General features: G+C 70.0%; 21 protein-coding genes and 1 riboswitch. Of the genes, 11 read left to right on the top strand and 10 right to left on the bottom strand.

Annotated elements, in window-relative coordinates:
- Nucleotides 1-7: 7 nt before the first annotated feature.
- The 3 genes from EJC51_RS44065 to EJC51_RS44055 all read right to left on the bottom strand — a co-directional run bounded on the left by EJC51_RS44065 (nucleotide 8) and on the right by EJC51_RS44055 (nucleotide 2,558).
- Nucleotides 8-841 carry an alpha/beta fold hydrolase gene (locus EJC51_RS44065; protein ID WP_126276249.1) on the bottom strand — a complete coding sequence of 278 codons (834 nt, stop codon included), beginning with the start codon at nucleotides 839-841 and terminating at the stop codon, nucleotides 8-10.
- An 83-nt stretch (nucleotides 842-924) separates the two neighbouring features.
- Nucleotides 925-1,752, bottom strand: coding sequence for an SDR family NAD(P)-dependent oxidoreductase (locus EJC51_RS44060; RefSeq protein ID WP_126277391.1), 828 nt, complete (start codon nucleotides 1,750-1,752; stop codon nucleotides 925-927).
- Nucleotides 1,749-2,558 (bottom strand): alpha/beta hydrolase, encoded by an 810-nt coding sequence (locus EJC51_RS44055; protein WP_126276248.1) that lies wholly within the window; start codon nucleotides 2,556-2,558, stop codon nucleotides 1,749-1,751. The genes EJC51_RS44060 and EJC51_RS44055 overlap by 4 nt, the downstream gene beginning before the upstream one ends.
- A 214-nt stretch (nucleotides 2,559-2,772) precedes the next feature.
- Between EJC51_RS44055 and EJC51_RS44050 the strand changes: the two genes are divergently transcribed.
- Both EJC51_RS44050 and EJC51_RS44045 read left to right on the top strand, forming a co-directional pair.
- Complete coding sequence (locus tag EJC51_RS44050) at nucleotides 2,773-3,603, top strand: PP2C family protein-serine/threonine phosphatase (protein WP_126276247.1); 831 nt, start codon at nucleotides 2,773-2,775, stop codon at nucleotides 3,601-3,603.
- Nucleotides 3,604-3,662: 59 nt separating this feature from the next.
- Complete coding sequence (locus EJC51_RS44045; RefSeq protein ID WP_126276246.1) at nucleotides 3,663-4,679, top strand: MASE1 domain-containing protein; 1,017 nt, start codon at nucleotides 3,663-3,665, stop codon at nucleotides 4,677-4,679.
- Between the two features lie 75 nt (nucleotides 4,680-4,754).
- Here EJC51_RS44045 and EJC51_RS44040 read toward each other — a convergent pair whose 3' ends face one another.
- Nucleotides 4,755-5,459 carry a GntR family transcriptional regulator gene (locus EJC51_RS44040; RefSeq protein ID WP_126276245.1) on the bottom strand — a complete coding sequence of 235 codons (705 nt, stop codon included), beginning with the start codon at nucleotides 5,457-5,459 and terminating at the stop codon, nucleotides 4,755-4,757.
- 110 nt (nucleotides 5,460-5,569) lie between these two features.
- Here EJC51_RS44040 and EJC51_RS44035 point away from each other — a divergent pair, with 110 nt between their 5' ends.
- On the top strand, nucleotides 5,570-6,109 hold the full coding sequence (locus EJC51_RS44035; RefSeq protein WP_126276244.1) for a YbhB/YbcL family Raf kinase inhibitor-like protein: 540 nt from the start codon (nucleotides 5,570-5,572) through the stop codon (nucleotides 6,107-6,109).
- Between the two features lie 8 nt (nucleotides 6,110-6,117).
- The gene (locus EJC51_RS44030) at nucleotides 6,118-6,816 is read left to right on the top strand and encodes an iron-dependent transcriptional repressor DtxR (RefSeq protein ID WP_126276243.1); all 699 of its coding nucleotides are present in this window, start codon (nucleotides 6,118-6,120) and stop codon (nucleotides 6,814-6,816) included.
- An 88-nt stretch (nucleotides 6,817-6,904) separates the two neighbouring features.
- Here EJC51_RS44030 and EJC51_RS44025 read toward each other — a convergent pair whose 3' ends face one another.
- The gene (locus EJC51_RS44025; protein ID WP_126276242.1) at nucleotides 6,905-7,372 is read right to left on the bottom strand and encodes an MFS transporter; all 468 of its coding nucleotides are present in this window, start codon (nucleotides 7,370-7,372) and stop codon (nucleotides 6,905-6,907) included.
- Nucleotides 7,373-7,398: 26 nt separating this feature from the next.
- On the opposite strand from EJC51_RS44025, the gene EJC51_RS44020 reads away from it, so the two are divergent.
- Complete coding sequence (locus tag EJC51_RS44020; RefSeq protein ID WP_425276827.1) at nucleotides 7,399-8,124, top strand: IS5 family transposase; 726 nt, start codon at nucleotides 7,399-7,401, stop codon at nucleotides 8,122-8,124.
- Between the two features lie 149 nt (nucleotides 8,125-8,273).
- Here the strand turns inward: EJC51_RS44020 and EJC51_RS44015 are convergent, their stop codons facing one another.
- Nucleotides 8,274-9,521 (bottom strand): hydroxymethylcytosylglucuronate/cytosylglucuronate synthase, encoded by a 1,248-nt coding sequence (locus EJC51_RS44015; RefSeq protein ID WP_126276241.1) that lies wholly within the window; start codon nucleotides 9,519-9,521, stop codon nucleotides 8,274-8,276.
- Nucleotides 9,522-9,783: 262 nt separating this feature from the next.
- On the opposite strand from EJC51_RS44015, the gene EJC51_RS44010 reads away from it, so the two are divergent.
- Complete coding sequence (locus EJC51_RS44010) at nucleotides 9,784-11,328, top strand: TIGR00730 family Rossman fold protein (protein WP_244363168.1); 1,545 nt, start codon at nucleotides 9,784-9,786, stop codon at nucleotides 11,326-11,328.
- A 241-nt stretch (nucleotides 11,329-11,569) separates the two neighbouring features.
- Here the strand turns inward: EJC51_RS44010 and EJC51_RS44005 are convergent, their stop codons facing one another.
- Entirely contained in the window at nucleotides 11,570-13,837 is a 2,268-nt protein-coding gene (locus tag EJC51_RS44005; RefSeq protein WP_126276239.1) for a M4 family metallopeptidase, read from the bottom strand.
- 379 nt (nucleotides 13,838-14,216) lie between these two features.
- Between EJC51_RS44005 and EJC51_RS49300 the strand changes: the two genes are divergently transcribed.
- The gene (locus EJC51_RS49300) at nucleotides 14,217-14,348 is read left to right on the top strand and encodes a hypothetical protein (RefSeq protein ID WP_279631405.1); all 132 of its coding nucleotides are present in this window, start codon (nucleotides 14,217-14,219) and stop codon (nucleotides 14,346-14,348) included.
- 145 nt (nucleotides 14,349-14,493) lie between these two features.
- Here the strand turns inward: EJC51_RS49300 and EJC51_RS43995 are convergent, their stop codons facing one another.
- Entirely contained in the window at nucleotides 14,494-16,254 is a 1,761-nt protein-coding gene (locus EJC51_RS43995) for a S8 family peptidase (protein ID WP_126276238.1), read from the bottom strand.
- 412 nt (nucleotides 16,255-16,666) lie between these two features.
- On the opposite strand from EJC51_RS43995, the gene EJC51_RS43990 reads away from it, so the two are divergent.
- On the top strand, nucleotides 16,667-17,434 hold the full coding sequence (locus tag EJC51_RS43990) for a GNAT family N-acetyltransferase (protein WP_126276237.1): 768 nt from the start codon (nucleotides 16,667-16,669) through the stop codon (nucleotides 17,432-17,434).
- Between the two features lie 77 nt (nucleotides 17,435-17,511).
- On the opposite strand, the gene EJC51_RS43985 is transcribed toward EJC51_RS43990, so the two are convergent.
- Together EJC51_RS43985 and EJC51_RS43980 are read right to left on the bottom strand one after the other, a co-directional pair.
- The gene (locus EJC51_RS43985) at nucleotides 17,512-18,315 is read right to left on the bottom strand and encodes a DUF427 domain-containing protein (protein ID WP_126276236.1); all 804 of its coding nucleotides are present in this window, start codon (nucleotides 18,313-18,315) and stop codon (nucleotides 17,512-17,514) included.
- A gap of 22 nt (nucleotides 18,316-18,337) precedes the next feature.
- Nucleotides 18,338-18,535, bottom strand: a complete 198-nt coding sequence (locus EJC51_RS43980; protein ID WP_126276235.1) for a hypothetical protein — start codon at nucleotides 18,533-18,535, stop codon at nucleotides 18,338-18,340.
- Nucleotides 18,536-18,643: 108 nt separating this feature from the next.
- Between EJC51_RS43980 and EJC51_RS43975 the strand changes: the two genes are divergently transcribed.
- From EJC51_RS43975 to EJC51_RS43970, 3 genes are all read left to right on the top strand, one after another.
- Nucleotides 18,644-19,567 (top strand): LLM class F420-dependent oxidoreductase, encoded by a 924-nt coding sequence (locus EJC51_RS43975; protein WP_126276234.1) that lies wholly within the window; start codon nucleotides 18,644-18,646, stop codon nucleotides 19,565-19,567.
- A 219-nt stretch (nucleotides 19,568-19,786) separates the two neighbouring features.
- Nucleotides 19,787-19,900, top strand: a riboswitch (SAM riboswitch).
- Between the two features lie 34 nt (nucleotides 19,901-19,934).
- On the top strand, nucleotides 19,935-20,054 hold the full coding sequence (locus EJC51_RS49450; protein ID WP_341870712.1) for a putative leader peptide: 120 nt from the start codon (nucleotides 19,935-19,937) through the stop codon (nucleotides 20,052-20,054).
- Between the two features lie 221 nt (nucleotides 20,055-20,275).
- Nucleotides 20,276-21,901, top strand: a complete 1,626-nt coding sequence (locus EJC51_RS43970; RefSeq protein ID WP_126276233.1) for an ABC transporter substrate-binding protein — start codon at nucleotides 20,276-20,278, stop codon at nucleotides 21,899-21,901.
- Nucleotides 21,902-21,904 lie beyond the last annotated feature (3 nt).

Here is a 21,904-nt window from a genome sequence, read left to right as displayed (position 1 = left end):
GCCGGCGTCACTTGCTCAGGAAGGCCAGCAGCGCGGCGTTCACCTCCTCGGCGTGCGTCCACAGCAGACCGTGCGGGGCGCCCTCGACCTCGACGTACTGGGCCGAAGGCAGCAGCGCGTGGAAGGGACGGCCGGTGGCGTCGACCGGCAGGATGCGGTCTGCCGTGCCGTGCAGGATCAACGTCGGTACGTCGATCCTGGCGACGTCGGCGCGGAAGTCGGTGAGCCAGGTGGGCACGCATTCCACCGACGCGTACGCCGACGCTCCCGCCGCCACGTTCCAGCTCGCCCGCACGGCCTCCTCGCTGATGCGGCTGCCGAGCGTCTCGTCGAGGTTGTAGAACGCCTCGTAGAAACCGGTGAAGTAGGCGTAGCGATCCTTGGTGACCGCGGCCAGGATTCCGTCGAAGACGGACTGGTCGACACCGCTCGGGTTGTCGTCGGTCTTCAGCAGGAAGGGTTCGAGCGAGGCCAGGAAGGCGGCCTTCGCGACGCGCTGGGATCCGTACGTGCCGAGGTAGCGGCCGACTTCTCCCGTGCCCATGGAGAATCCGACGAGTACCGCGTCCGTGAGGTCGAGCTCGGTCAGCAGGGTGTCGAGGTCGGCGGCGAAGGTGTCGTAGTCGTAGCCCGTGGTCGGCTGCGAGGACCGGCCGAAGCCGCGCCGGTCGTAGGTGATGACCCGGTGGCCGGCGTCGAGCAGGGCCGGGAGCTGCTTCTCCCAGGAGTGGCCGTCGAGCGGGTAGCCGTGGATCAGGACGACGGGTTGTCCGCTTCCATGGTCCTCGTAGTACAGCTCGATGTCGGTGGAGTTCTCCTGTCCGACAGTGATGTAGGCCATGTCGGTTCCCTTCGGAGCTTGACGGATGAGAGGGGTGCCGGAGGGGGTGATTCCGTGGTGGCGGCCCGTGCTCTGACGGCAGGTCAGAGGGATTCGACGAGGCCGCCGTCGATGACGAAGTCGGCGCCGGTGATGTTCGCCGCCGCAGGACCGGCGAGATACAGGACGAGGTCGGCCACCTCGTCCGGACGGGTGAAGCGGCCGGTCAGCGACTGGCCCGCCGCGCCACGGGCCACCTCTCGGGGATCGACGCCCCGGGACTCGGCGACCGTGGCGGCGACACCGTCGGCGCCCTGCCACAGTGCCGTCTCCACCGGTCCGGGACCGATGGTGTTCACCCGCACGCCCTGCGGTCCCACCTCCTTGGACAGAGCCTTGCAGAAATTGGTCAACGCCGCCTTGGCCGCGCCGTAGTCGATGACCAGCGGGTCCGGCAGCCTGGCGTTGACGGACGAGACGGTGACGATGCGCCCCGCGCCGGTGGCGAGCAGGTGGGGCAGGGCGGCCCGGGTGGTGCGGACGGCGGCCATGAGGTTGACCGTGAGCGTCCACTCCCAGTCCTCGTCCGTCACGCTCAGGAAGCCGTCGACCCGCGGTCGTACCGCGCCGACGTTGTTCACGAGGACGTCCACACCGCCGTGGACCGCCACGGCTTCGGCGACCAGCGCGGCCGGACCGTCGGAGGTCGCCAGGTCGACCTCCACGACGGTGAGTTCGGCGCCCTGTTTCACCAGTGCGTCCAGGGCTTCGGTGCGTTCCCTCGATCCGGCGACGACGCGGGATCCGGCCGCGAGGAAGGCCTCGACCACGGCCAGTCCGATGCCGCGCCCGGCACCGGTGACCACGACGGTCCGTCCGGCGAGACCCGCGTCGGCACCGGGGTGTGCGGCACCCCGGGAGGCCGACGTCATCGTGCCGTCTCCGGACCGTGCTGCCGCAGCCATCGCAGAACGGTGTCCGCGACCTCGCGCCAGCCGCCGTCGATCGTCAGGGAGTGCCCACGGTCGGGGAAGTTGATGATGTCGGTGACGGCCTCGGAGTGCCGGTACTGCTTGAGGGTGGCCCGGGTGACGACCTCGGGGACGGTGTGATCCTTGCCGCCGGAGATGAGCAGCAGGGGGCCGCGTCCGCTGTTGTCCGTGTCGACCTTCGCGGGCGAGTGGGGGTTGAAGTTCGCGGCGGCGGCCTCGTAGAGCGGCTTGCCCGGCGCGGGGATGGTCCAGCGCTCGTACAGGGCCGCCGATTCCTCCTCCGCGATGGCGTTGCCGAAGGCGAACCGGAACTGTTCCTGGGTCAGGGAGACCGACCGGCGCTTGTTGGCCGGGTTCTTGAAGACCGGGAGCGTCGCTTTCAGCGCGGACAGCGGCAGTGGCAGCACGCCCTTGATCTGTGCGGCGTCGATCGCGACCGCGGCGGCGGCGCGGTCCTGGCCAAGCAGTTTCTGGGCGATCATCCCGCCGAAGGAGTGACCGATCACGAGGGGCCGGGCGGGCAGGGTCTCGAACAGGGCCGCGTAGTGTTCCACGACGTCGTCGATGCCGTATCCGGCGAGACTCTCCGGGTTCTGACGTGCTTCCTCGACGGTGTCGGGGTCGCCGGGCCACCCGGGTGCGGAGGGGTCGTAGCCCTCCGCGCGGAACAGCTCGATCCACGGTTGCCAGGAGGTGCTGTGCAGCCAAAGCCCGTGGATGAAGACCACGGGAAGCGGGACGGTCATGGGCGGGCCCCTCTCGTGTGGGTGCGCTGACCCGGCATGCGCCCACGAAACCCGAAACGCGCCGCCCTCGCACCGGGGTGACACCCCAGTGCGCGGGCAAGGCCGGACGGGGCGGTACGGCTCGCGTTCCGGCACATCACGGCGCCGCTATCATCCAATATGAGTAATTTGTGTCGAGCACCCTGAAAACGGTGCGGATCCTTCGGAGCGGTCCATGTCCCGCAAGGGCCCGGCGCACGACGGCGACGAGCTGCTGGCCAGACTCAGCTCGCTGACGGCGCAGGCGCGTGAGCAGGCGGAGCTGCAGCGGTCCCAGGTCGAGCTGGCCATCGCCCTGCAGCGCGGCATGCTGCCCGCGGAGATGCCCACGGTGCCCCGCTACGACCTGGCGGTGCGCTACGTACCGGCGCACCACGGCCTCAATGTGGGCGGCGACTGGTACGACGCCTTTCACCTGCCGGACGGCCGGATAGGGCTGTCCATCGGGGACGTACAGGGCCACAACATCGAGGCCGCCGCCTTCATGGGGCAGGTGCGTGTCTGTCTGCGCGCACTCGCCTCCGTGACGAGCGAGCCCGGCGAACTCCTCGCACAGACCAACGATCTCCTCCTGTCCCTCGGCGCCGACCTGTTCGCCACCTGCACCTTCATGCGCCTCGACCCGTCCACCGGGGTACTGGAGAGCGCCCGCGCCGGCCACGTCCCCTGTGTGTGGGCGACGGCAGACGGAAAGTCCGGCGTCGGCAGCGACGAGGGCGGTCCGCCGCTGGGTGTCGGGGCCGGCATGACCTACCCCGTGACCCGGTACCAGCTCACGACCGGCGGAGTGTTCGTCCTGCTCACGGACGGCGTCGTCGAGGGACCCTCGATGGAGGTCGACCAGGGCCTGGACCAGGTCGTACGACTGGCCGGCATCGCCGCCGTGGCCGGCATGGACGCGGGAGCGCTCGCCACCGCCGTGATCCGGGGCGCCGACCAGGTGGGCCACGAGGACGACGCCGCCGTACTGGTCGTCGGCCACGAAGGAACCGAACCTCAGCTGTAAGGCGGCATGCCGCCGCTCCCACGTAGCCGGAACGGCCATGCCAGTGTCTGATGGCTTGTGTGGTGGGTACCGAGAATCTGCGCCGGACCGGCGTCGTCGCCCTCCAGGTGCTGGCCGTCGCCGGCTGCTACTACGCCGCGGGGCGGCTCGGGCTCCTGCGCAATCTGGCCGTCGAAGGGGCGGTGTTCACCCCCATCTGGCCGCCGACCGGTATCGCGGTCGCCGCCCTGCTGATCTTCGGGCTGCGTGTCTGGCCCGGCATCACACTCGGCTCCTTGCTCGTCATCATGCACCTCACCTCGCTGCAACCCCAGGTGCTCGGCAATCTGGTGGGCAACACGGCCGCGCCCGTCTGTGCCTGCCTCATGCTCCGTGCGGTGGACTTCCGTACCGACCTCAGCCGGTTCCGGGACGGCCTGGCCCTGGTGTTCCTCGGGGCCCTGACCGGCATGCTGATCAGCGCCTCGGTGGGCGTCGGCATGCTCGTGATCACCGACCGGCTCCATGGTCACGGCCTCTGGGAGGTGTGGCTGGCGTGGTGGGTGGGGGACGCGATGGGGGTCCTGATCATCACGCCACTCCTGCTGGCGCTCCATGGGGCACGCTGGCCCCCACCCCTGTCCCGCTGGCAGGAGGCCACAGGGCTCGCTCTCATCACATGCGGCTCCGTATTACTGGTCACGTTCAGCAGCCTCAGTGTGCTGTTCCTCGTCTATCCGCTGCTGATCTGGACGGCCCTGCGCTTCCAACTGGTCGGCAGCATGCTCTGCGCGCTCGTCACGTCCGTCATGGCCACCGTCGCCGCCACGGAGAGGGCCGGCCCTTTCGAGGGCCTGGACCGGATCGAAGTGATGCTCAAACTTCAGGCGTTCAACGGCACCATGGCCCTCACCGCCCTGCTGCTCTCGGCCGTGATCACCGAGCAGCGCAACACCCGGCGCTCGGTGGAACGGGCCTGCCAGGAGCTGGTCGAGGTGCTCGGGCATCTCACCGCGGGCAATACGCCACCGGGCGGGCCGACACGGCCGGACGGGGAGGCCGGGGACAGGGCGGGCCAGAAGGAGACGGGCCGTTGAGGCACGCCGCCCGGGCGACCTGACCATCCCGCTCCTTGGAGACCGCGGGCCGTCCCGCCGGGTTCGTGGGGCGCGTCAGGCGTCCGTCGTGAATTCGGGGTGGGTACGGCCGGTGAGTGCGGCCGGGGTCTGGGTGAGGTGCTGGGCCAGGAGGTCGGCCGCGGTGTCGGCGTCGCGGGCCAGCGCGGCCTCCTCCAGCCGGCGGTGCTCGTCGATGCCCACCTGTTCGGCGATGCGGAGCGCCGCCCAGCGGCGGGCGAGCTCACTCGCGGTCCACATCCGGTCGAAGGTCTCCAGCAGCACGGAATTGCCACACCCCTCCAGCAGGGTGCGGTGGAAGACCCGGTGGGCCTCGGACCATGCGCTGCTGTAATACGCCCCCTCCTCCGGCCCGTATGCCGGAGTGCGGGCCAGACGGTGGTGTGCGGCGCGTACGCGGGCCTCCCAGTCGACGTCGCCGCGCTCGACGGACATGCGCAGCACGACCGGTTCGACCGTCCGGCGGGCCTCGGCGATCTCCTGCCAGCGGTGGTCGGAGAGGGCCGGGACGGCAAAGCCCCGGTTGGGCAGCCGGTCCGCGAGGCCCTCGCCGACCACCCGCACCAGCGCCTCGCGCACGACGGCCAGGCTCACGCCCTGTTCCTTGGCGAGATCCTGCGGCTTGAGGGCGTCACCGGGAGCGTAGTCGCCGCGCATGATCGCGTCCCGCAGGTGTGCGTAGACCTGCTCGGAGAGCATCTGCTTCCCCGGCGAGGCCGAGGTGGGGGCCGTCTGAGTCATGCCGCCATCATAGACGATGCAGTGAATAATCGATTATTCGTGTTATCGTCGATTCAGAGGGCTGCCAGCGAAAGCCCCCAGCCCCGGCACATCCGGAAAGGAACGACGCGATGAGCGCCAACGACCCCTTCGCCCGCCTCCCCGAGGCGGCCTCCTTCACCGTTTCCAGCACCACCGTCGGCGACGGCGCCCCCTGGCCGCCCGAGCAGTTCTCCGGCATCTTCGGCGTCCCCGGCGGGAAAGACCTCTCCCCCCAGCTGTCCTGGAGCGGTGCGCCGGAGGGCACCAAGAGCTACGCCGTCACCGTCTACGACCCCGATGCCCCCACCGGGTCCGGGTTCTGGCACTGGGCGGTCGCCGACATCCCCGCCACCGTCACCGAGCTGCCCGAGGGCGCCGGCGACGACACCGGCTCGGGCCTGCCCGAGGGCGCGTTCCAGCTGCCCAACGACGCCCGCGCGGCCCGGTTCATCGGTGCCGCCCCGCCCCCCGGCCACGGCCCGCACCGCTACTTCATCGTGGTGCACGCCCTCGCCGTCGAATCCATAGGCGTCCCGACCGACGCCACCCCGGCCGTCCTGGGCTTCACCATGGCCGGTCACATCCTCGGCCGCGCGGTCCTGACCGCCACCGCGGAAACCCTCGCCTGAGACACGGCATGTCCCGACTCATCGACACCACCGAGATGTATCTCCGCACCGTCCTGGAGCTAGAGGAGGAAGGCGTGGCCCCGCTGCGCGCCCGTATCGCCGAGCGCCTGAACCACAGCGGCCCCACCGTCAGCCAGACCGCCGCCCGCATGGAGCGCGACGGCCTGCTGCGCGTCGCCGCCGACCGGCACCTGGAACTGACCGAGGAGGGGCGGCAGATGGCCGTCCGCGTCATGCGCAAGCACCGGCTCGCCGAATGCCTGCTCATCGACGTGATCGGGCTGGAGTGGGAGCAGGTCCATGCCGAGGCCTGCCGCTGGGAGCACGTGATGAGCGAGGCCGTCGAACGCCGCATCCTCACGCTGCTGCGGCACCCGACACAGTCGCCGTACGGCAACCCTATTCCGGGCCTGGAGGAGCTCGGCGAGAAGCCCACCGCGGATCCGGTCCCGGACGAGAGCATGGTCAGCCTCAACGACCTGGAGCGGGGGCCCGGCAGCGCGAGCGCGGTCGTGCGACGCATCGGCGAGCCGCTCCAGGCCGATCCCGAGCTGATGCACACCCTGCGGCACGCCGGAGTGCGGCCCGGCGCTGTCGTGAGGGTGACGTCGTCACCCGGCGGCGTGACGGTCGGCAGCGGCGGCCGGACGGCCGAACTCCCCGCGCGGACCGCCGCGCACGTCCTGGTGGCCAAGCAAGGGCTGTGAGAGTCCGGGGCTTCAGCATGGCAATTGACTGCCCCCGCTGGGGAACGCGATGGCGACAGCTCGCTCTGTCACCACCCGCCACCGTGCATCACGCGTCGGGGAGGGTGCGGTCAGGTACCCGCACCAAGGCGTGCACCAGCGCCGCCAGCATCACCACAGCCCCGAGCAGGAAGGCGGTATGCAGCGCATCGGCGTAGCCCTCCCGGAAGGGGCGGACCAGCAGGGCGTCCAGACGAGCGAGGGCTGAGGAGTCCCGGAGCTCGCCGTGGCCGCCCGGTCCGAGCAGCGAGGTGATCACCCGCGCGTTGCCGGGCTGCTCGGCAAGGTCATGGAACCGGGCGTTTCTCGACGCGGCCGAGATCCGCTCGTGGATGTGGGACGCGGCGGACGAGAAGACGACGGAGAGGAAGACCGCGGTGCCGACGGTGCCGCCGCTGGTGCGGAAGAAGTTCACCGCGGCCGTCGCGACCCCCGTGTCGGGTCGCGGTGCCCCGGACTGCGCCAGCGTCGTCATCGTCTGCATCGCGGCACCCATGCCCGCGCCCAGCAGCACCAAGTCGTTGGCTCGTTGGTCTGTTCGTGGTGCGTCGTCGTGAACTGACCGATGAGTCCTGGGCGGTGATCGAGCCGTTGCTGGCGCCCGCAAGGATGGGGCGTCCGGTGCGGGACCGGCGGCAGGTCGCCAACGGGATCCTGTGGAAGCTGTCGACCGGGGCGGCCTGGCGGGATTTGCCCGAACGCTTTGGCCCGTGCAAGACGGTCTACGAACGCTTTCACCGCTGGTCGGCCGATGGCACCTGGGACCGCCTGCCGGCCCACGTCCAGCAGTATTCCGATGCCGTGGGCGCCGTCGACTGGTCGATCGTGTGTGTCGACTCCACGACCGTGCGGGCCCACCAGCATGCGGCCGGGACCCCGCACCGCCGGGAACGTCAACGACTGCACCCAGTTCGAGGCGGTCATGGCCCGCATCAGGATCGCGCGAGGCGGGCCGGGCCGTCCCCGGACCAGACCGGAGCAGGTAGCCGCGGACAAGGGCTACTCTCGTCCGTGAAGCTCCGCGCCTACCTGCGCAGGCGCGGCATCAAGGCGGCCATCCCGGAACGGATCGACCAGATCAACGGCCGTATCCGGCGCGGTGAGCGACGCAGCCACCTCGACCGTGCTGCCTACCGGCGCCGCAACGTCGTCGAACGCTGCTTCAACAAGCTCAAGCACCACAAGGCCCTGGCCACCCGCTACGACAAACGCGCCCGCCACTACCCAGCCATGGTCACCCTCGCCTGCCTACAACTCTGGCTCCCCTGACTTTGCGGACACGACCTAGGGCCGACAGGAACAGCCCCAGCATGACGCTTGTCAGGACAGTCTTCCTGCGACGGTGCGACAGGCGCACGACCGGCTCGAAGGAGGCGTCGGTCTCCGGGCTCGGCTGGTTCCTCACCCCGCGCGGCCCGTCATTCACCGGACGGTCCGACGGCGGCGAGGATCTCCTCGGCGACCTGCGCCGCTCCCTCCTTACCCATGGCCGTGGCCAGTCCCCGCCAGTCCACGTCCGCGCCCCCCGCTCGTCGGACCGCGATCACGACCCGTGACCGTAACTCGTCCTGGAGCGGTGCCAGGAGACGGGACGCCTGGGCCATCCCCCCGTGGACGACAGCGTGGGCGGCGGCCTCGCCCTGTCTGCGTGCCTCTATCACGGCCTCCTCGTCGAACACGTGGACCGGCCAGGCGAGCCTGGTGTCCGAGCCCGTCGCCTCTTGGTGGAAGCGGGCGTTGAAGATCTGGCTGACGTTCTGCGGGGGCAGGGTGACGGTCGGGACGCCGTACGTACTCGCTTCCAGCAGCGTGGTCAGGCCCGGCGAGGTGAGGAGCAGGTCGCTGCGGTCCATGGTCGCGACGAAGTCGTCGTGGACGAGGGGGCCGAACTCCACGGCGAGCCCCTCGGGTACCTGAGCGGCCAGTTCGTCGATCATGTCGGGGGTGAGGTTGCCGGCCACCCGCACCGCGGCCGCCTCGCAGTCGGCGAGTGCCCGCAGCACAGCGGGGATCACGGCCCGCGGGTAGGTGCGCCACTCCGGCAGACCGGGGGCCTGCATCCAGCCGAGGCTCACCAGCGCCTTGCGCGGCCGACCCGGCGTGCGGGTCCCTTCCCGTTCCGCCGTCCTCACCGCCGCCGCCTGCGACGGTCCGTCAGCCGTGCGCTCCGCCGGACCGATCGGCGGCACGACCGCGTCGACCCACCGCAGCCGCTTCGCCGACTCGACCACCGCCCGGCTCTCCTCCCCCATCCGCGGGGACCGTTGAGCGCAATAGGCGGCGGCTTCGAGGGGCAGCCAGGCCAGATCTCCCTCGGACCACAAGAAGGGCAGGCTGTCGAGGAACACCGCCGGGACGCCCGCGGTCTCCAGCGACTTGGCGGTCGGCCCGTCGAGCACGCACAACCCCGCCCGTATCCCCTCCGCTCGGACAATCTCCGCGATCCGCGCGGTGTCGGTCCCCTTCACCTCGTACCAGCGGTCGATGCCGGATCCGGCCAGCAGGGGGCGGCCGAGGTCCGTGCTCAGCCCGACGACGCGTGGCGGCACGGGGCACAGTGCGCGCAGCGCCCGCAGAACGGAGTCGATCTTTCCCGCACTGCCCCAGCCGAACGAGACGCCGGCAACGGCCAGCACCAGCGGTCGGCCCACGGAACGGGTATTCATATCGCCCTCGATTTCGTCGAGAATCGGCAAAATAATTCGACACACGCTTCAAGCAGCCAAAGCCGCAGTAAACAATCGACAAGCCATTGCGGGAATCTTCTCGCGTGCTTCAGTGTAGAAACAGAAGCGCATCGAATTAACTGCTTGACGCCTTTCTTACGTCCTTGACACTTCCTTACCTCAGCGGAAATCGAGGTGTTTTCCCGCTCGTGAGCCTGAATAAGTCATGCGCCTGTAGGGCTGAGGGGTACGCACTGTGACCGTGACCAGCGTGACCGTGTTCTGCGGATCCTCGCCGGGCCGGCGTCCCGGCCATCTGCGCATGGCCGGGGAGCTGGGCCGCGCGCTGGCCGAGGCGGGACTGCGCCTGGTGTACGGCGGTGCCCGCACCGGCCTCATGGGCGCGGTGGCCGACGGGGCCCTGGGCGCCGGGGGGTCGGTTACCGGCGTCGTACCGAGCCGCATGCTGCCGTACGAGATCGCGCACACGGAACTGACGGAGCTGGAGGTGGTGACGGACATCCACGCGCGCAAAGCGCGCATGGCCGAGCTGGGAGACGCCTTTGTGGCACTGCCCGGCGGTCTGGGGACGGCGGAGGAACTACTGGAGGCGCTGTCCTGGGCGCAGTTGCACATTCACCGCAAGCCCTGCGTTCTCCTGGATCCGGACGATTTCTACGCCCACCTGCTGCGCTTTCTGGAGCACGCCGAGAACGAGGGATTCCTGCGCGCGCGGGACCTGGAGCGGATCGTGGTGTGCAGGTCGACGCAGGAGGTGATCGAACAGCTCGTGGGCACGGCGTCGGTGGCTCCTCCTCCGTCGTCGCCGCCCGAGGTGCTCCCCCGGGGCCGGACGGCCTTCCTGTTCTCCGGGGCCGGATCGCAGCAGGCCGGCATGGGCCGCGAACTCCAGGCCGCCTTCCCCGTCTTCGCCTCCGCTCTCGACGAGGTCTGCACCCTGCTCGACCCGTATCTCGAACTGCCCCTGCGGGACGTGATGTTCGCCGAGGCCGGAACCCGGACCTCCGCGCTGCTCGACCGGATCACGTACGGGAACCCCGCCATTTTCGCCCTCCAGGTGGCGCAGTTCCGGCTGCTGGAGAGCTGGGGCCTACGGCCGGACGTGGTGTTCGGGTACTCGGCGGGCCGCATGGCCGCCGCACACGTCGCGGGCGTCTTCTCGCTGCCGGACGCCTGCCGGGCCGTCGGCGCCCTGTCCCAGCTGATGGCCACGCTGCCGGAGACGGGCGCCATGGCGGCCCTGGAGGCCGCACCGGCAGAACTGCCCGCGATCGACGGGGTGGTGATCGCGGCGGTCAACGGCCCACGCGCCGTGGTCATCTCCGGCGACCGGGACGCGGTGACCGCCCTGCACGACGCATGGGTGGCACGTGGACGGCGCGGCCGCTTCCTTCGGGTGAGCCTGGCGATGCACTCACCGCATCTCGACCCGCTGCTGGACGACTACGCCGAAGTCCTGCGCGGCATGAGGCTGAAGGTGCCGCACACACCTCTGGTCTCCGACATCACGGCGCGACCCGTCCACACCGAGGCCACCACACCCGAGTTCTGGATCCGGGAGCTGCGCGAACCCGTCCGCTTCACCGACGCGGTCGACCGACTGCGCCGGGACGGTGTGACCACCGCTCTCGAACTGGGCCCGGGCGAGGTGCTGTCCGGCATGCTCGACGACTGTCGTCCCGACACGGGCCAGGGAATCAGGGCCTTGGCGATGTGCCGGGACTGGCCGGCCGTGCACAGAGGCGCCGAGGGGGCCGGAGCACTCGCCAACTCCACCACCAAGTGAAGGAGGTTCACGCGTCCGGCAGACGCCCCGGGCTTCGCCGGCTGGTGGCCTTCGAACTCACACCCGCCGTGGCTACCGAGGCGACGAACCAGGCCTGATGAACATCGGCGCCCCGCACCGGATCCACCGCGGCCGGATCACCGACCCGTCCGCCCAAGCCTTCGAACACCTCGGCCGACGTTCCTCATGGCGCCGCCCGGGTCCTCAGGACCCGGGCGGCGTCGTTAGGTCGGCCTGCATGTCAGGGGGTCAGCTGCCAGCGGGCGATGTACCCGACGTCGATGGCTGCCCAGTCCTGCACACGTAGGGTCCAGGTGCCGTTGAGCGGCTGTGCGGAGGCGTCGACGGTGAAGGTCTGGTCGACGTTGTCGGCGGAGCCGCCGCTGCGGTTGAGGAGGGAGTAGACGGTGCCGTTCGGGCCGACGAGGTCGACGGTGAGGTCACCGCGGTAGGTGTGGACGATGTTGACGTAGACCGAGGTGGCCGCGGAGGCGTTGCCGTCCCGGCCGGTGATGGTCAGCGGCGACTCCACGGCGGCCCCGACGTCGGGGATGTCGACGCGGGTGGTGTTGGCGTAGACGTAGCCGATCTTCCAGGTGAAGGTGTCCGACGCGGTCGCCCCGGTGCTGTCGGTCACGGTGATCGTGACGTCACTGGTGCCGAGGGTCGTCGGGGTGCCGCTGATCAGACCGGTCGGGCTGATGCCGAGGCCGGCGGGCAGTCCGGTGGCCTCGTAGGTCAGGGCGGAACCGGTGTTGGTGGTGTAGGCGTCGAGCTGGAGGCTGACGTCCTGGTTGACGCCGCTGATCTGGTCGGCGGTCGGGGCGAGGTTGACGCCGAGGGCGATGCGGTTGCCGACGTTGATCGCGGCCCAGGCGTCGGCGACGGCGAGGTAGGTCGGGCTGTAGGCGCCGAACAGGTCGCTCGCGGCCGACAAGGTGGCGGTGCGGGCGCCGGCGTAGTTGGTCGTGGAGGTCATGTACGTCGTCAGCGCGCGGTACCAGATCGCGGCGGCGTTCTGGATGCCGATACCGGTGACGGACTGCCCGTCGTACGTCGGGCTGTCGTAGGCCACGCCGTTGACGGTCTTGGCGCCGCTGCCCTCGGAGAGCAGATAGAAGAAGTGGTTCGCGGGGCCCGAGGAGTAGTGGACGTCGATGCCGCCGAGGGTCGAGCTCCAACTGTCGCGGGAGTCGCCGTCCTTGGAGGGCTTGTCCATGTAACGCAGCGGTGTGCCGTCACCGTTGATGTCGATCTTCTCGCCGACGAGGTAGTCGCCGGGGTCGGCCGGAAGGTTCTCGTAGAACTCGACGGCGGCGGCGAATATGTCGGAGGTCGCCTCGTTGAGCCCGCCGGACTCCCCCGAGTAGACCAGGCCCGCGGTGGCGGCCGTGACGCCGTGGCTCATCTCGTGGGCGGCCACGTCGAGTGCGGTCAGCGGATGGGTGTTGCCCGAGCCGTCGCCGTACGTCATGCAGAAGCAGGAGTCCTGCCAGAAGGCGTTGACGTAGTTGCTGCCGTAGTGGGCGCGGCTGTAGGCGGCGACACCGTCGTTGCGGATGCCGTTGCGGCCGTAGGTGTCCTTGTAGTAGTCCCAGGTGGCCGCGGCGCCGAACGCCACGTCGACACCGGCGGTCTGACGGTTGGACGGCAGGCCGTTGCCCCAGACATCGTTGTCGTCCGTGAACAGAGTGCCCGTGCCCGAGGTGCCCTGGTTGAGGTCGTACGTCCGCTGCCCGGCACGGCCGGGGTCGACGAGCTGGTACGTCGAACCGGACAGGGTGGTACCGAGGGGGACCTCGCCGGCGTACTGACCGGTGCCGGAGCCGGTGTGGACGTGCTCGGCGGCCAGGAGTTCCTTGCCGGTGGCGGCGTCGGTGACGACCTGGAGTTCGCTGGGGGTGCCGTCCTTCTGGACGCCCTCGACGAGGGTCTCCCAGGCCAGCACGGGCTTGCCGGTCCCGGCCCAGACCACCAGGCGGGGCGCCCGCTCCGTCCCGGCCCCCTTGACCTTGGCCTGCTTCGAGATGCCGAGGGCCTTGGTGGCGGCACCGGCGGAGCTGAGCTTCGGGCGGAGCGAGGGGACCCGGAGTCGGTTGGGGTTGGCCTTGGTGACGGTCGTACGACCGCTCTTGTCGTGGACGACCAGGTCACCGCCGAGGACGGGCAACCCCGCGTAGGTGCGCTCGTAACGGGTGTGCGTGGTGCCGTCGGCGTCCTTGAGGACGTCCTTGACGACGAGCTTCTCCTGGGCGCCGAGGCCGATCCGGTCCGCCGTACGGGGTGCTGCGGACCGGGCGCTCTTGATCAGGGCGGCGCGGCGGGCGGGCGTCAGGGACGGCTGGGCGGCACCGGCCCTGGGGGTGGCGGTGATCTTCGTGGAGCCCGGGTCCGCCGGGACCGCGGTGGCGAGAGAGGGGGCGGCGAGAGCGAGCAGGGAGCCTATCGCCGTGAAGGCGAGGACGGTCGTGTGTCTGCGCCCGATGAGAGCGCGGCGTCGCTGGGGCAACGGGTTCTCCTTCGATACAACGGACGGCCCGTGGTGGGGGGTCGTGGCGGTGACGGAGCGGCGGGGTGTGCCGGTCCGGAGTGCTGCACGGCATGCGGGTTGAAGGAGGTGGGGGGTGGAGGGCGGAGAGTCGCTCCGTGTGGGGATTCCGTCAAGGAACGGTGAACTTCCGCAGAAGAGTGGCACTGCGCACACAGCTTTGTCATGGGAATGTCAAAGCAACGGCTGGAATTGACCTTGCCGGGCGGGCATATCGGCACAGACGGCGTCGGTTTTCGGCCTCACCCCACGGGGAGGGCTCCGTGGGGTGTCCCTCGGGCTTCCCCTGAAGCCTTCGTGGGACATTAGTGCCTCAAGTTCCAACCAACGGGAGGCAGTTGTGACCAAACTCGTGCGGGCCCTCGCCATCGCGGCCGGGATCGTCATCGCGGTCGCGGGCGCCGGGACCGCGGTCGCCGCGGGCGACGGCGACACCGTGACGGTGGCCATCGTGGCGGGCGCCTACAAGTAGTCCACCAGCGCGGCCCGCTCTTCGTGGGCGGGCCGCGGCGGATGTGACCCGGCGCGAGGGCCGCATGGTTGCCCCGGCTGCGGCGTCCACCGCCACCGAGGCCCATGTTCCCTTCTCCGCCCGGCAGTTCGTACCCGGGCCTGCGCTAGAAGGTCAGGTTCCAGGCGTCGATCTTGCCCGTGTCGGAGGCGGCGTTGTCGTTGACACGCAGCTTCCAGGTGCCGTTCGCGACCTCCGAGGAGGCGTCCACGGTGTAGGTCTGGGCGATGTTGTCGGCGCTGCCGCCCGCACGGTTGTGCAGCGTGTAGACGGTGCCGTCCGGCGCCACCAGGTCGACCTTCAGGTCGCCGATGTAGGTGTGCTTGATGTCCACACCCACCTTGAGGCCGGCCGGGGCGTTGCCGGTCACACCCGTTACGGCGATCGGGCTCTCCACGGTCGCGTTGTCGTTGACGGCGAAGTCCGCGAGGTTCTCGAAGTACTTGCCGGGCGGCGGAGTGGCCCCGACCGCCTTGAGGGCGTCGACCTGTCCCTCGCCGAAGAACGAGTTGTTGGCCGTCGTGCCCGTGCAGCGGCTGTCCGAGGGGCAGGCGATGTCATTGGCCTGCTCGGCCAGTTTGGCGCGGAGCTGCGCCGGGGTGATGCCCGGGTTGGCGCTGGCGATGAGCGCCGCGACGCCGACCACGTGCGGGGTGGCCATCGAGGTGCCGCTCTTGCTGCCGTAGCCGCCGCCGGGGACGGTGGAGTACACGTTGCTGCCCGGCGCCGCGACGTCGATGACGCCCTGACCGTAGTTGGAGAACGACGCCTTGGTGACGCCGGTGCCGTTGGCCGCGACCGTGACCACGCCCGGCAGCTCGGTCGGGATGTCGAGGCAGGCGTTGGTGATGGTGCGGGTGACCGGCGTCGAGTCGTTCGGGCTCGCCGAGTCGGTCGTCTTGTGGGCGAGGTCGTAGTTCTCGTTGCCCGCGGCGGCGATCTGGAGGGAGCCCTTGCTCTCGGCGTACTCCTGGGCGCGCTTGACGCCCTCGATGATGGCGGCCTGGTCGATGTTGTCCGGGCAGTTGAACTGCCACGGGTCCGTGTAATAGCTGTTGTTGGTGACCTTGAAGCCGTGGTCACCGGCCCAGACGAAGCCGCAGATGGTGTTCTCGGCGAAGAAGAAGGAGTTGCCCGGCTCGGCGACCCGGACCGCGGCGATCTTCACCCCGGGGGCCACGCCGACGACGCCCTTGCCGTTCTTGGCGGCGGCGACGGTGCCCGCCACGTGGGTGCCGTGCGTGTCGACGTCGCGCCAGGCGCCGGCACGGGTGTCCGGCTTGCCGTAGGCGCAGGAGACCGAGTCGGCCGCGTCGAAGTTGGGCGCCAGGTCCTGGTGCTGGTCGTCCACACCGGTGTCCAGGATGCCGACCTTGACGGAGGCGGAGCCGGGGTTCACGGCCCAGGCCTGGTCGGCCTTGATCTGGCTCATGTCGGCCCGTACCGGTTCTCCGGCCGGGGTCGAGGCCTGGGCCGGATTGGGCGGGAGCGCCGGGTCGTAGGCGGCGGCCGGGACGTCCGAGGTACGCGTGGCGCCGACCTGCTGCACGCCCGCGACGCCGCGCATGGTGGCGGCGAAGGTGCTGGACGCCGAGTGGGCGACGATCACACCGATGGCGTCGAAGCTCGAGAAGACGGTGCCGCCGTTGGCCGCGATCGCGGAGCGGACCGCCGAAGTGTCACCGGGGGCGGTGATCACGAGGTAGGCACGCGTGCCGGCCACCCAGGCCGCACTCTGCGAAGCCGTCTTGGCGACCGGCGTGTGGGCCTTGGCGGCCGGCGCGGTGGAGGGGACGACCGGGAGCGTACCGGCGAGGGCGCCCGGGGCGCCGAACGCGAGGGCGGCGCCGAGTGTGGCCGCGAGCACCAAGGTGCGTCTCGGTCGGCTGGATCTGTGGGGTATCAATGCGTCCTCCGAAGACGGCCCGGCCGCGCTTATGGCACCGGCCGGACCGTACGAAACGAGTGGTGGCTGCAAGATGTCAGGTGCATGCCCCTCTGCGGAAGTACCTTTCCGTACAGGGAGGCCGTATCGGCATGGCTGAAAACCGACGCACCGTGTTCCAGCGTGGCGGCGCGGGCTCAGGGGCCGTCGCGGAGGGGATGCCGGGCGGTTCACGGCGGGGGCGGGCTGCGGAAGCGCGGACCGAAATCGTCCGGCTCAACCAGGCAGCGCCGACCACGGACGACCCGAAATCGCATGCGATCCACACCCAGCCATGCTGGGATCAGTCGCTATGAATGATCATTTCCTCGATCAAGCCGACTTGCCGGACAGGATGGAACGGAATCTGGCAGAACACGCCTGTCACCTGCACCGGGGCATGACCGGTGCGACCGTCACTGAGGTTGATGACCTGCTGATCGCCGACAGCGGCCTGGATGACGACACGTTCAACATCGTTGCCGCGGCCCGCTTCACCGCCGTCGACGCTTCGACACGTATCACCGAAACCACCGAGGCGCTGACCCGCACCGGCCGCCCCTTCTCCTGGTGGGTGGGGCCCGCCTCGACACCCACGGACCTCACCACCCGCCTGACGGCCGCAGGCCTGCCGCCTTCCGAACGCGAGACGGCGATGTGGGCCGAACTGAACGACACCCCCCTCCCGTCTCCTGCCACCCGGAGCCTGGACATCCAGAGGGTGACCACGCCCGAGCAGCTCGCCGACTACGCCACGGTCGTGGCCGCGAACTGGGATCCGCCCGCCGCCACCGTCCGCCGCTTCTTCGCCCAGGCCGCCCCTCAAGCACTGGCCGCGCACTGCCCCGCCCACTATCTGGTCGGCTACGTGGACCGCCGTCCGGTCTGTTCCGCCGAGGTGTTCCACCATGCGGGAGTCGCAGGTGTCTACAACATCTGCACCCTGGCCACCCACCGCCGCCGGGGCTACGGCGGAGCCATGACGCTCGCGGCACTGCGCGCGGCCCGCAACCGAGACCACCGCATCGCGGTCCTGCAAGCGTCAGCCGACGGCGAGCCCGTCTACCGCCGCCTGGGGTTCCGCCCCTGCGGCCAGTTCACCGAACACGCCATCACCCCCTGAACTGCCTCCATTCCACCGCACCGGCCGTCCCGGACCTGGCGCCCCTGATCAGCACTACCGGCGGCTTGTCCTCACCCTTACGTCGTGAGCGTCCTGCTGAAGTGGGTGACCGGGCGCTCAAGGCGTTCGCCGTCGACGGTGATGTCGACCGCCTCGTTGTAGAAGGCCAGCAGCCCTTGGACGGCGCCGACCGCCGGCAGGGGTTCCGGGTAGCTCCAGACGAGGTTCGGCGGGATGTCCGTCCCGCCCTGCCATGACCAGTACTCGGCGGTCCCCTTGTAGGGACAGCCGGAGTGGTGCTCGGTGGCGGTCAGCAGGTCGAGGCGGACGTCCTCGCGCGGGATGTAGTAGCGCGTGGGCAGACCGGTCTCGAAGAGCAGCACGGGGCGGTGGGTGTCCGCGACGACCGTGCCGTCGATCTCGACCACGACGTGGCGGCTGCTCGGGACGGCGTCCACGCGTTTGTGCGGGTCGCGGGGGTGGATGAAGATCTCTTCCTCCTCCTCGTACCAGTGGTCGAGGCCCCGGCCGACGCGCCGGAACCACTCGAAGGCGATGTGGTCGGCGAGGTCGGCGGCCGGGAAGGTCCAGGCGGCGTTCTCCAGCAGGTCGCCGCCGACGTCGAGGTCGTAGAAGATCCGTGAGCCGGTGTGCGTGCCGGTCGGAGGGTTCTTCGCGGGGCGGAGCAGGTCCTCGCGGACCTCGGTGCGCGGGAAGGCGTACAGCGGGACGGGGACGCCCGGCTCCCAGACCAGGACGGGGTGCCGGCTGTCGACGACCGTCACCTCGCCCTTGCGGCCGCGGACCCAGCGCTCGCTGGGCTCCCACAGGAGGCCTTCCGGGGTGGTCCGCACGGCCTGTGCGGTGGGGAACGTGGTCATGAGCGGCTCTCCTCCTGCTGACTCACGCGGTGACTTCCACGACGTAGGAGCGGGTCTCGCGCCAGGCCGCGAGCTGCTCGGGGCGGCCGAGCACGCGCAGGTACTCCTCCTCGACGGTACCGCCGGCTCGCTCCCTCACGGAGACGGGACCGAAGGCGGAGCCGTCCGGGTCGGCGACCTCGGGCAGCGGTGCGACCACCGTGTCCAGGCCCGGGAACACGGCGCTTCACCCAGATCAAGAACGCGGGTGGCCTGCCCCGCAGAGCTGACATGAAGCTGTCACACACGGACCGGAATACGGCTTCGCCGAGCAGCTGTTCTGCCAGGCATGACCTTAGGAGTGGCACTCAACGCGTCCGACGCGCCGAACCAGGTCGACGCCACCGTGGAACTGGCGCGCGAGGCCGCGGCTGCCGGCCTGCGGTCGGCCTGGTTCGGGCAGACCTTCGGCGCGGACTCACCGCAACTCGCGGCGATCGTCGGGCGGGAGGTACCCGGACTGCAAGTGGGCACCTCGGCGATCCCCGTCTTCGGCCGGCATCCGCTGCTGGTCTCCAGCCAGGCCCAGACCGCCCAGGCCGCCACGCACGGCCGCTACCACCTCGGTCTCGCCCTGGGCACGAAGCTGCTGACGGAGGGCGCCTTCGGCGTGCCCTTCGAGCGTCCCATCGCCCGCCTGCGTGAATTCCTCACCGCCCTACGGCAGTTGACCGAGTCCGGCACGGCGGACTTCCATGGTGAACTACTCACCGCCACCACGCCGATCCCGGCACGCGTACCCGGCGCCGAGAACGGCGTCCCCGTGCTGGTCGCCGCGATGGGTCCGCAGGCACTGCGCGTCAGCGGTGAGTTGGCGGACGGGATCTTGCCCTACCTTGCGGGACCACGCGCCCTGGCGGAGCACATCGTTCCCGCCGTGACCGCCGCGGCCGAGGCCGCCGGTCGTCCCGCGCCCCGGATCGTGGCTCTGGTGCCCGGCGTGGTCACGGACGATGTGGACGCGGTGCGGGCGCGGGCCACGGAGAACCTGGCGTTCTACGAGCAGATCCCGTCCTACGCACGCGTCATCGAACTCTCCGGCGGTCGGCGGGCCGCCGACCTGGCCGTGATCGGCGGAGAGAAGGAGGTCGAAGCCGAGGTACGGCGTTACCGCGACGCCGGCGCCACCGAGGTCGTGTTCTCGGGCACCGAGCTGGCCGGAGAAGAGGACCGCCGACGCACCTGGGCACTCCTCGGCGAACTGGCCCATTGAGGGTGCTGGACGGGCAGCCGTGCGGGGGGCGAGCCCTTGGTGAAGCCGACCGACTCTCCGGACGGTCGGCTTCGATTTGCCTGGCTTCGTGATCCCGAGGGCCACCGTGTGAAGTTCGTGCAGGAACGCGGCTGATCCCTGCCCCGAGCAGCGATCAGGCAGGGGTCGTCCCGGTTGCGGCATTGACGTACGACAAACCCGCTCCGTACGATCACGAACGGCATTGAGTGTCAGCGTCAAGCCCTGGCTCGCTGACCGGCAACCCTCCCGCGCGGTGGGGTGCTCCAGGTGAAAGCCCGGCGGGATCACCGACGATCCCCGCAAGCGCGTGGCCCCTTGAGCGGGGCCGGAGACGGGGAGGACCGGCATGCGGTGTCACAGCGATGACCTCAGTGCCTCCTTCGCCGTGGCCGTGGTGTTCTCCCGGCTCTCGCGCCGCCGGCACATCGATCTGAAGCGTTCGACCAGCTGCCTGTGTCAGGTCTGACGGTCATTCCTGCCGCTGGTCGACGTCCGGCGCCGGTCGTCGCCGCGTTCCTCTCCGTCTGATCCCGCTCTTCTGCCGGATCCCCCTTTTTCCCGTTGATCTCTGCCTGCCCAGCGCTCCCCCGTCACCGGCACCGCGTCGGCGGGGGCCGCACTCCCCTGCACGCCCGTGCCCCGTAGGGCACCCCCGTGCCTGGTGACACCCATGAGGAGAACCACCCCGTGACAGCATTTCCGGATACCAGAACCTCCCGATGGGCGGCGCTGACCGCCCTTCTCACGACCGGCGTGCTGCTGACCGCCTGCGGATCCGGCTCCGACGGGGGCGGCTCCGGCAACGACAGCGGCACGCCGAAGTCCGGCGGCACCCTGACCTTCGCGGTCGGTTCGGATGCGGGCTGCGTGGACCCGCAGCAGGTCGGCAGCAACGAGAGCATCTACTCGGTACGCCAGACCGTGGACTCCCTGACCGACCAGGACCCCGAGACCGGCAAGATCGTGCCGTGGCTGGCCAAGAGCTGGGACATCAACTCCGACGCCACCCAGTTCACGTTCCATCTGCGCCCGGGTGTCACCTTCAGCGACGGCTCCGAGCTGACCGCGCAGGTCGTCAAGGACAACTTCGACGCGGTGCCGAAGCTCGGCGCCCTGGGCGTCCTCGCCCAGGGTTATCTGAGCAGCGTCAAGAGCACCACCGCGGTGGACCCGCTCACCGTCAAGGTGACCTTCAAGGAGCCCAACGCCCAGTTCCTCCAGGCGACTTCGACGCACTCGCTGGGCATCGAGTCGTCGGCGAGCGTGCGGAAGACCCCGCAGCAGAAGTGCAGTGACGGTGTCATCGGGTCCGGGCCGTTCGTGCTGAAGCAGTACGTGCAGAACCAGTCGATCACGCTGGCCAAGCGCACCGGGTACGACTGGGGCTCCTCGCTGTGGTCCAAGAAGGGTGAGGCCTACCTGGACAAGGTCGTGTTCAAGGTCGTGCCCGAGGCGGGGGTGCGGGCCGGCAGTCTCCAGTCCGGTCAGGTGGACGCGATCAGCAGCGTCGGCAAGGCCAACGAGGCGGCGCTCAAGGGCGGCCAGGTCACCCTCCTGCACCGGGCCAACCCGGGCGTGGTGTTCGGGCTGGGCGTCAACAACTCGCGGCCCGTCCTGAAGGACGTGAAGGTGCGTCAGGCGATCCTGGCCGCCCTCGACCGCAAGGAGGTCGCCGACACCGTGTTCCCGACCGGCACCAAGCCGGCGACCAGCGTCCTGGCGCACACCACGCCCGACTACACGGACCTCTCCGCGGATCTCGCCTTCGACGCGGCCAAGGCCACGTCCCTTCTGGACGAGGCGGGTTGGAAGGCGGGCAGTGACGGCATCCGGGCCAAGGGCGGCAAGAAGCTCAGCCTGGTCATCAGCTGGTTCCCCAACGCGGCCACCAACCAGCCCGCTCTGGAGCTCGTCCAGCAGCAGCTAAAGGCCGTCGGGATCGACGTGACGCTCAAGCAGGGCCAGGTCAGCCAGTTCGCCACCACCCTCCAGGGCGGCGACTTCGACCTGGTGTGGGGCAACGTGACCCGCGCCGACCCCGACATCCTGCGCAGCTCCTTCTCCAGCAAGCTGGCCAACTTCTACCGGCTGCCCGCCAGTTCGCTGGACACGGTGCTGGCCGGGCAGGCCGCGACCACCGACACGGCCCAGCGCAAGCAGCTGGTGGCCGAGGCGCAGCAGCTCATCGTGCGGAACGCGTACGACGTGCCCGTGGTGGAGCTTCAGACCCAGCTGGCCGTGACGAACAAGGTGCACGACCTCGCCTTCGACTCGGGCAGCCGCGTCCAGCTGCACGACACCTGGATCGGCTGACGC

Origin of the sequence: Streptomyces aquilus, from assembly GCF_003955715.1 — a bacterium.
In the GTDB taxonomy this organism is placed as follows: domain Bacteria; phylum Actinomycetota; class Actinomycetes; order Streptomycetales; family Streptomycetaceae; genus Streptomyces; species Streptomyces aquilus.
Note: the sequence above shows the minus strand (reverse complement) of the source record. Positions and strands in the feature narration are given on the sequence as shown.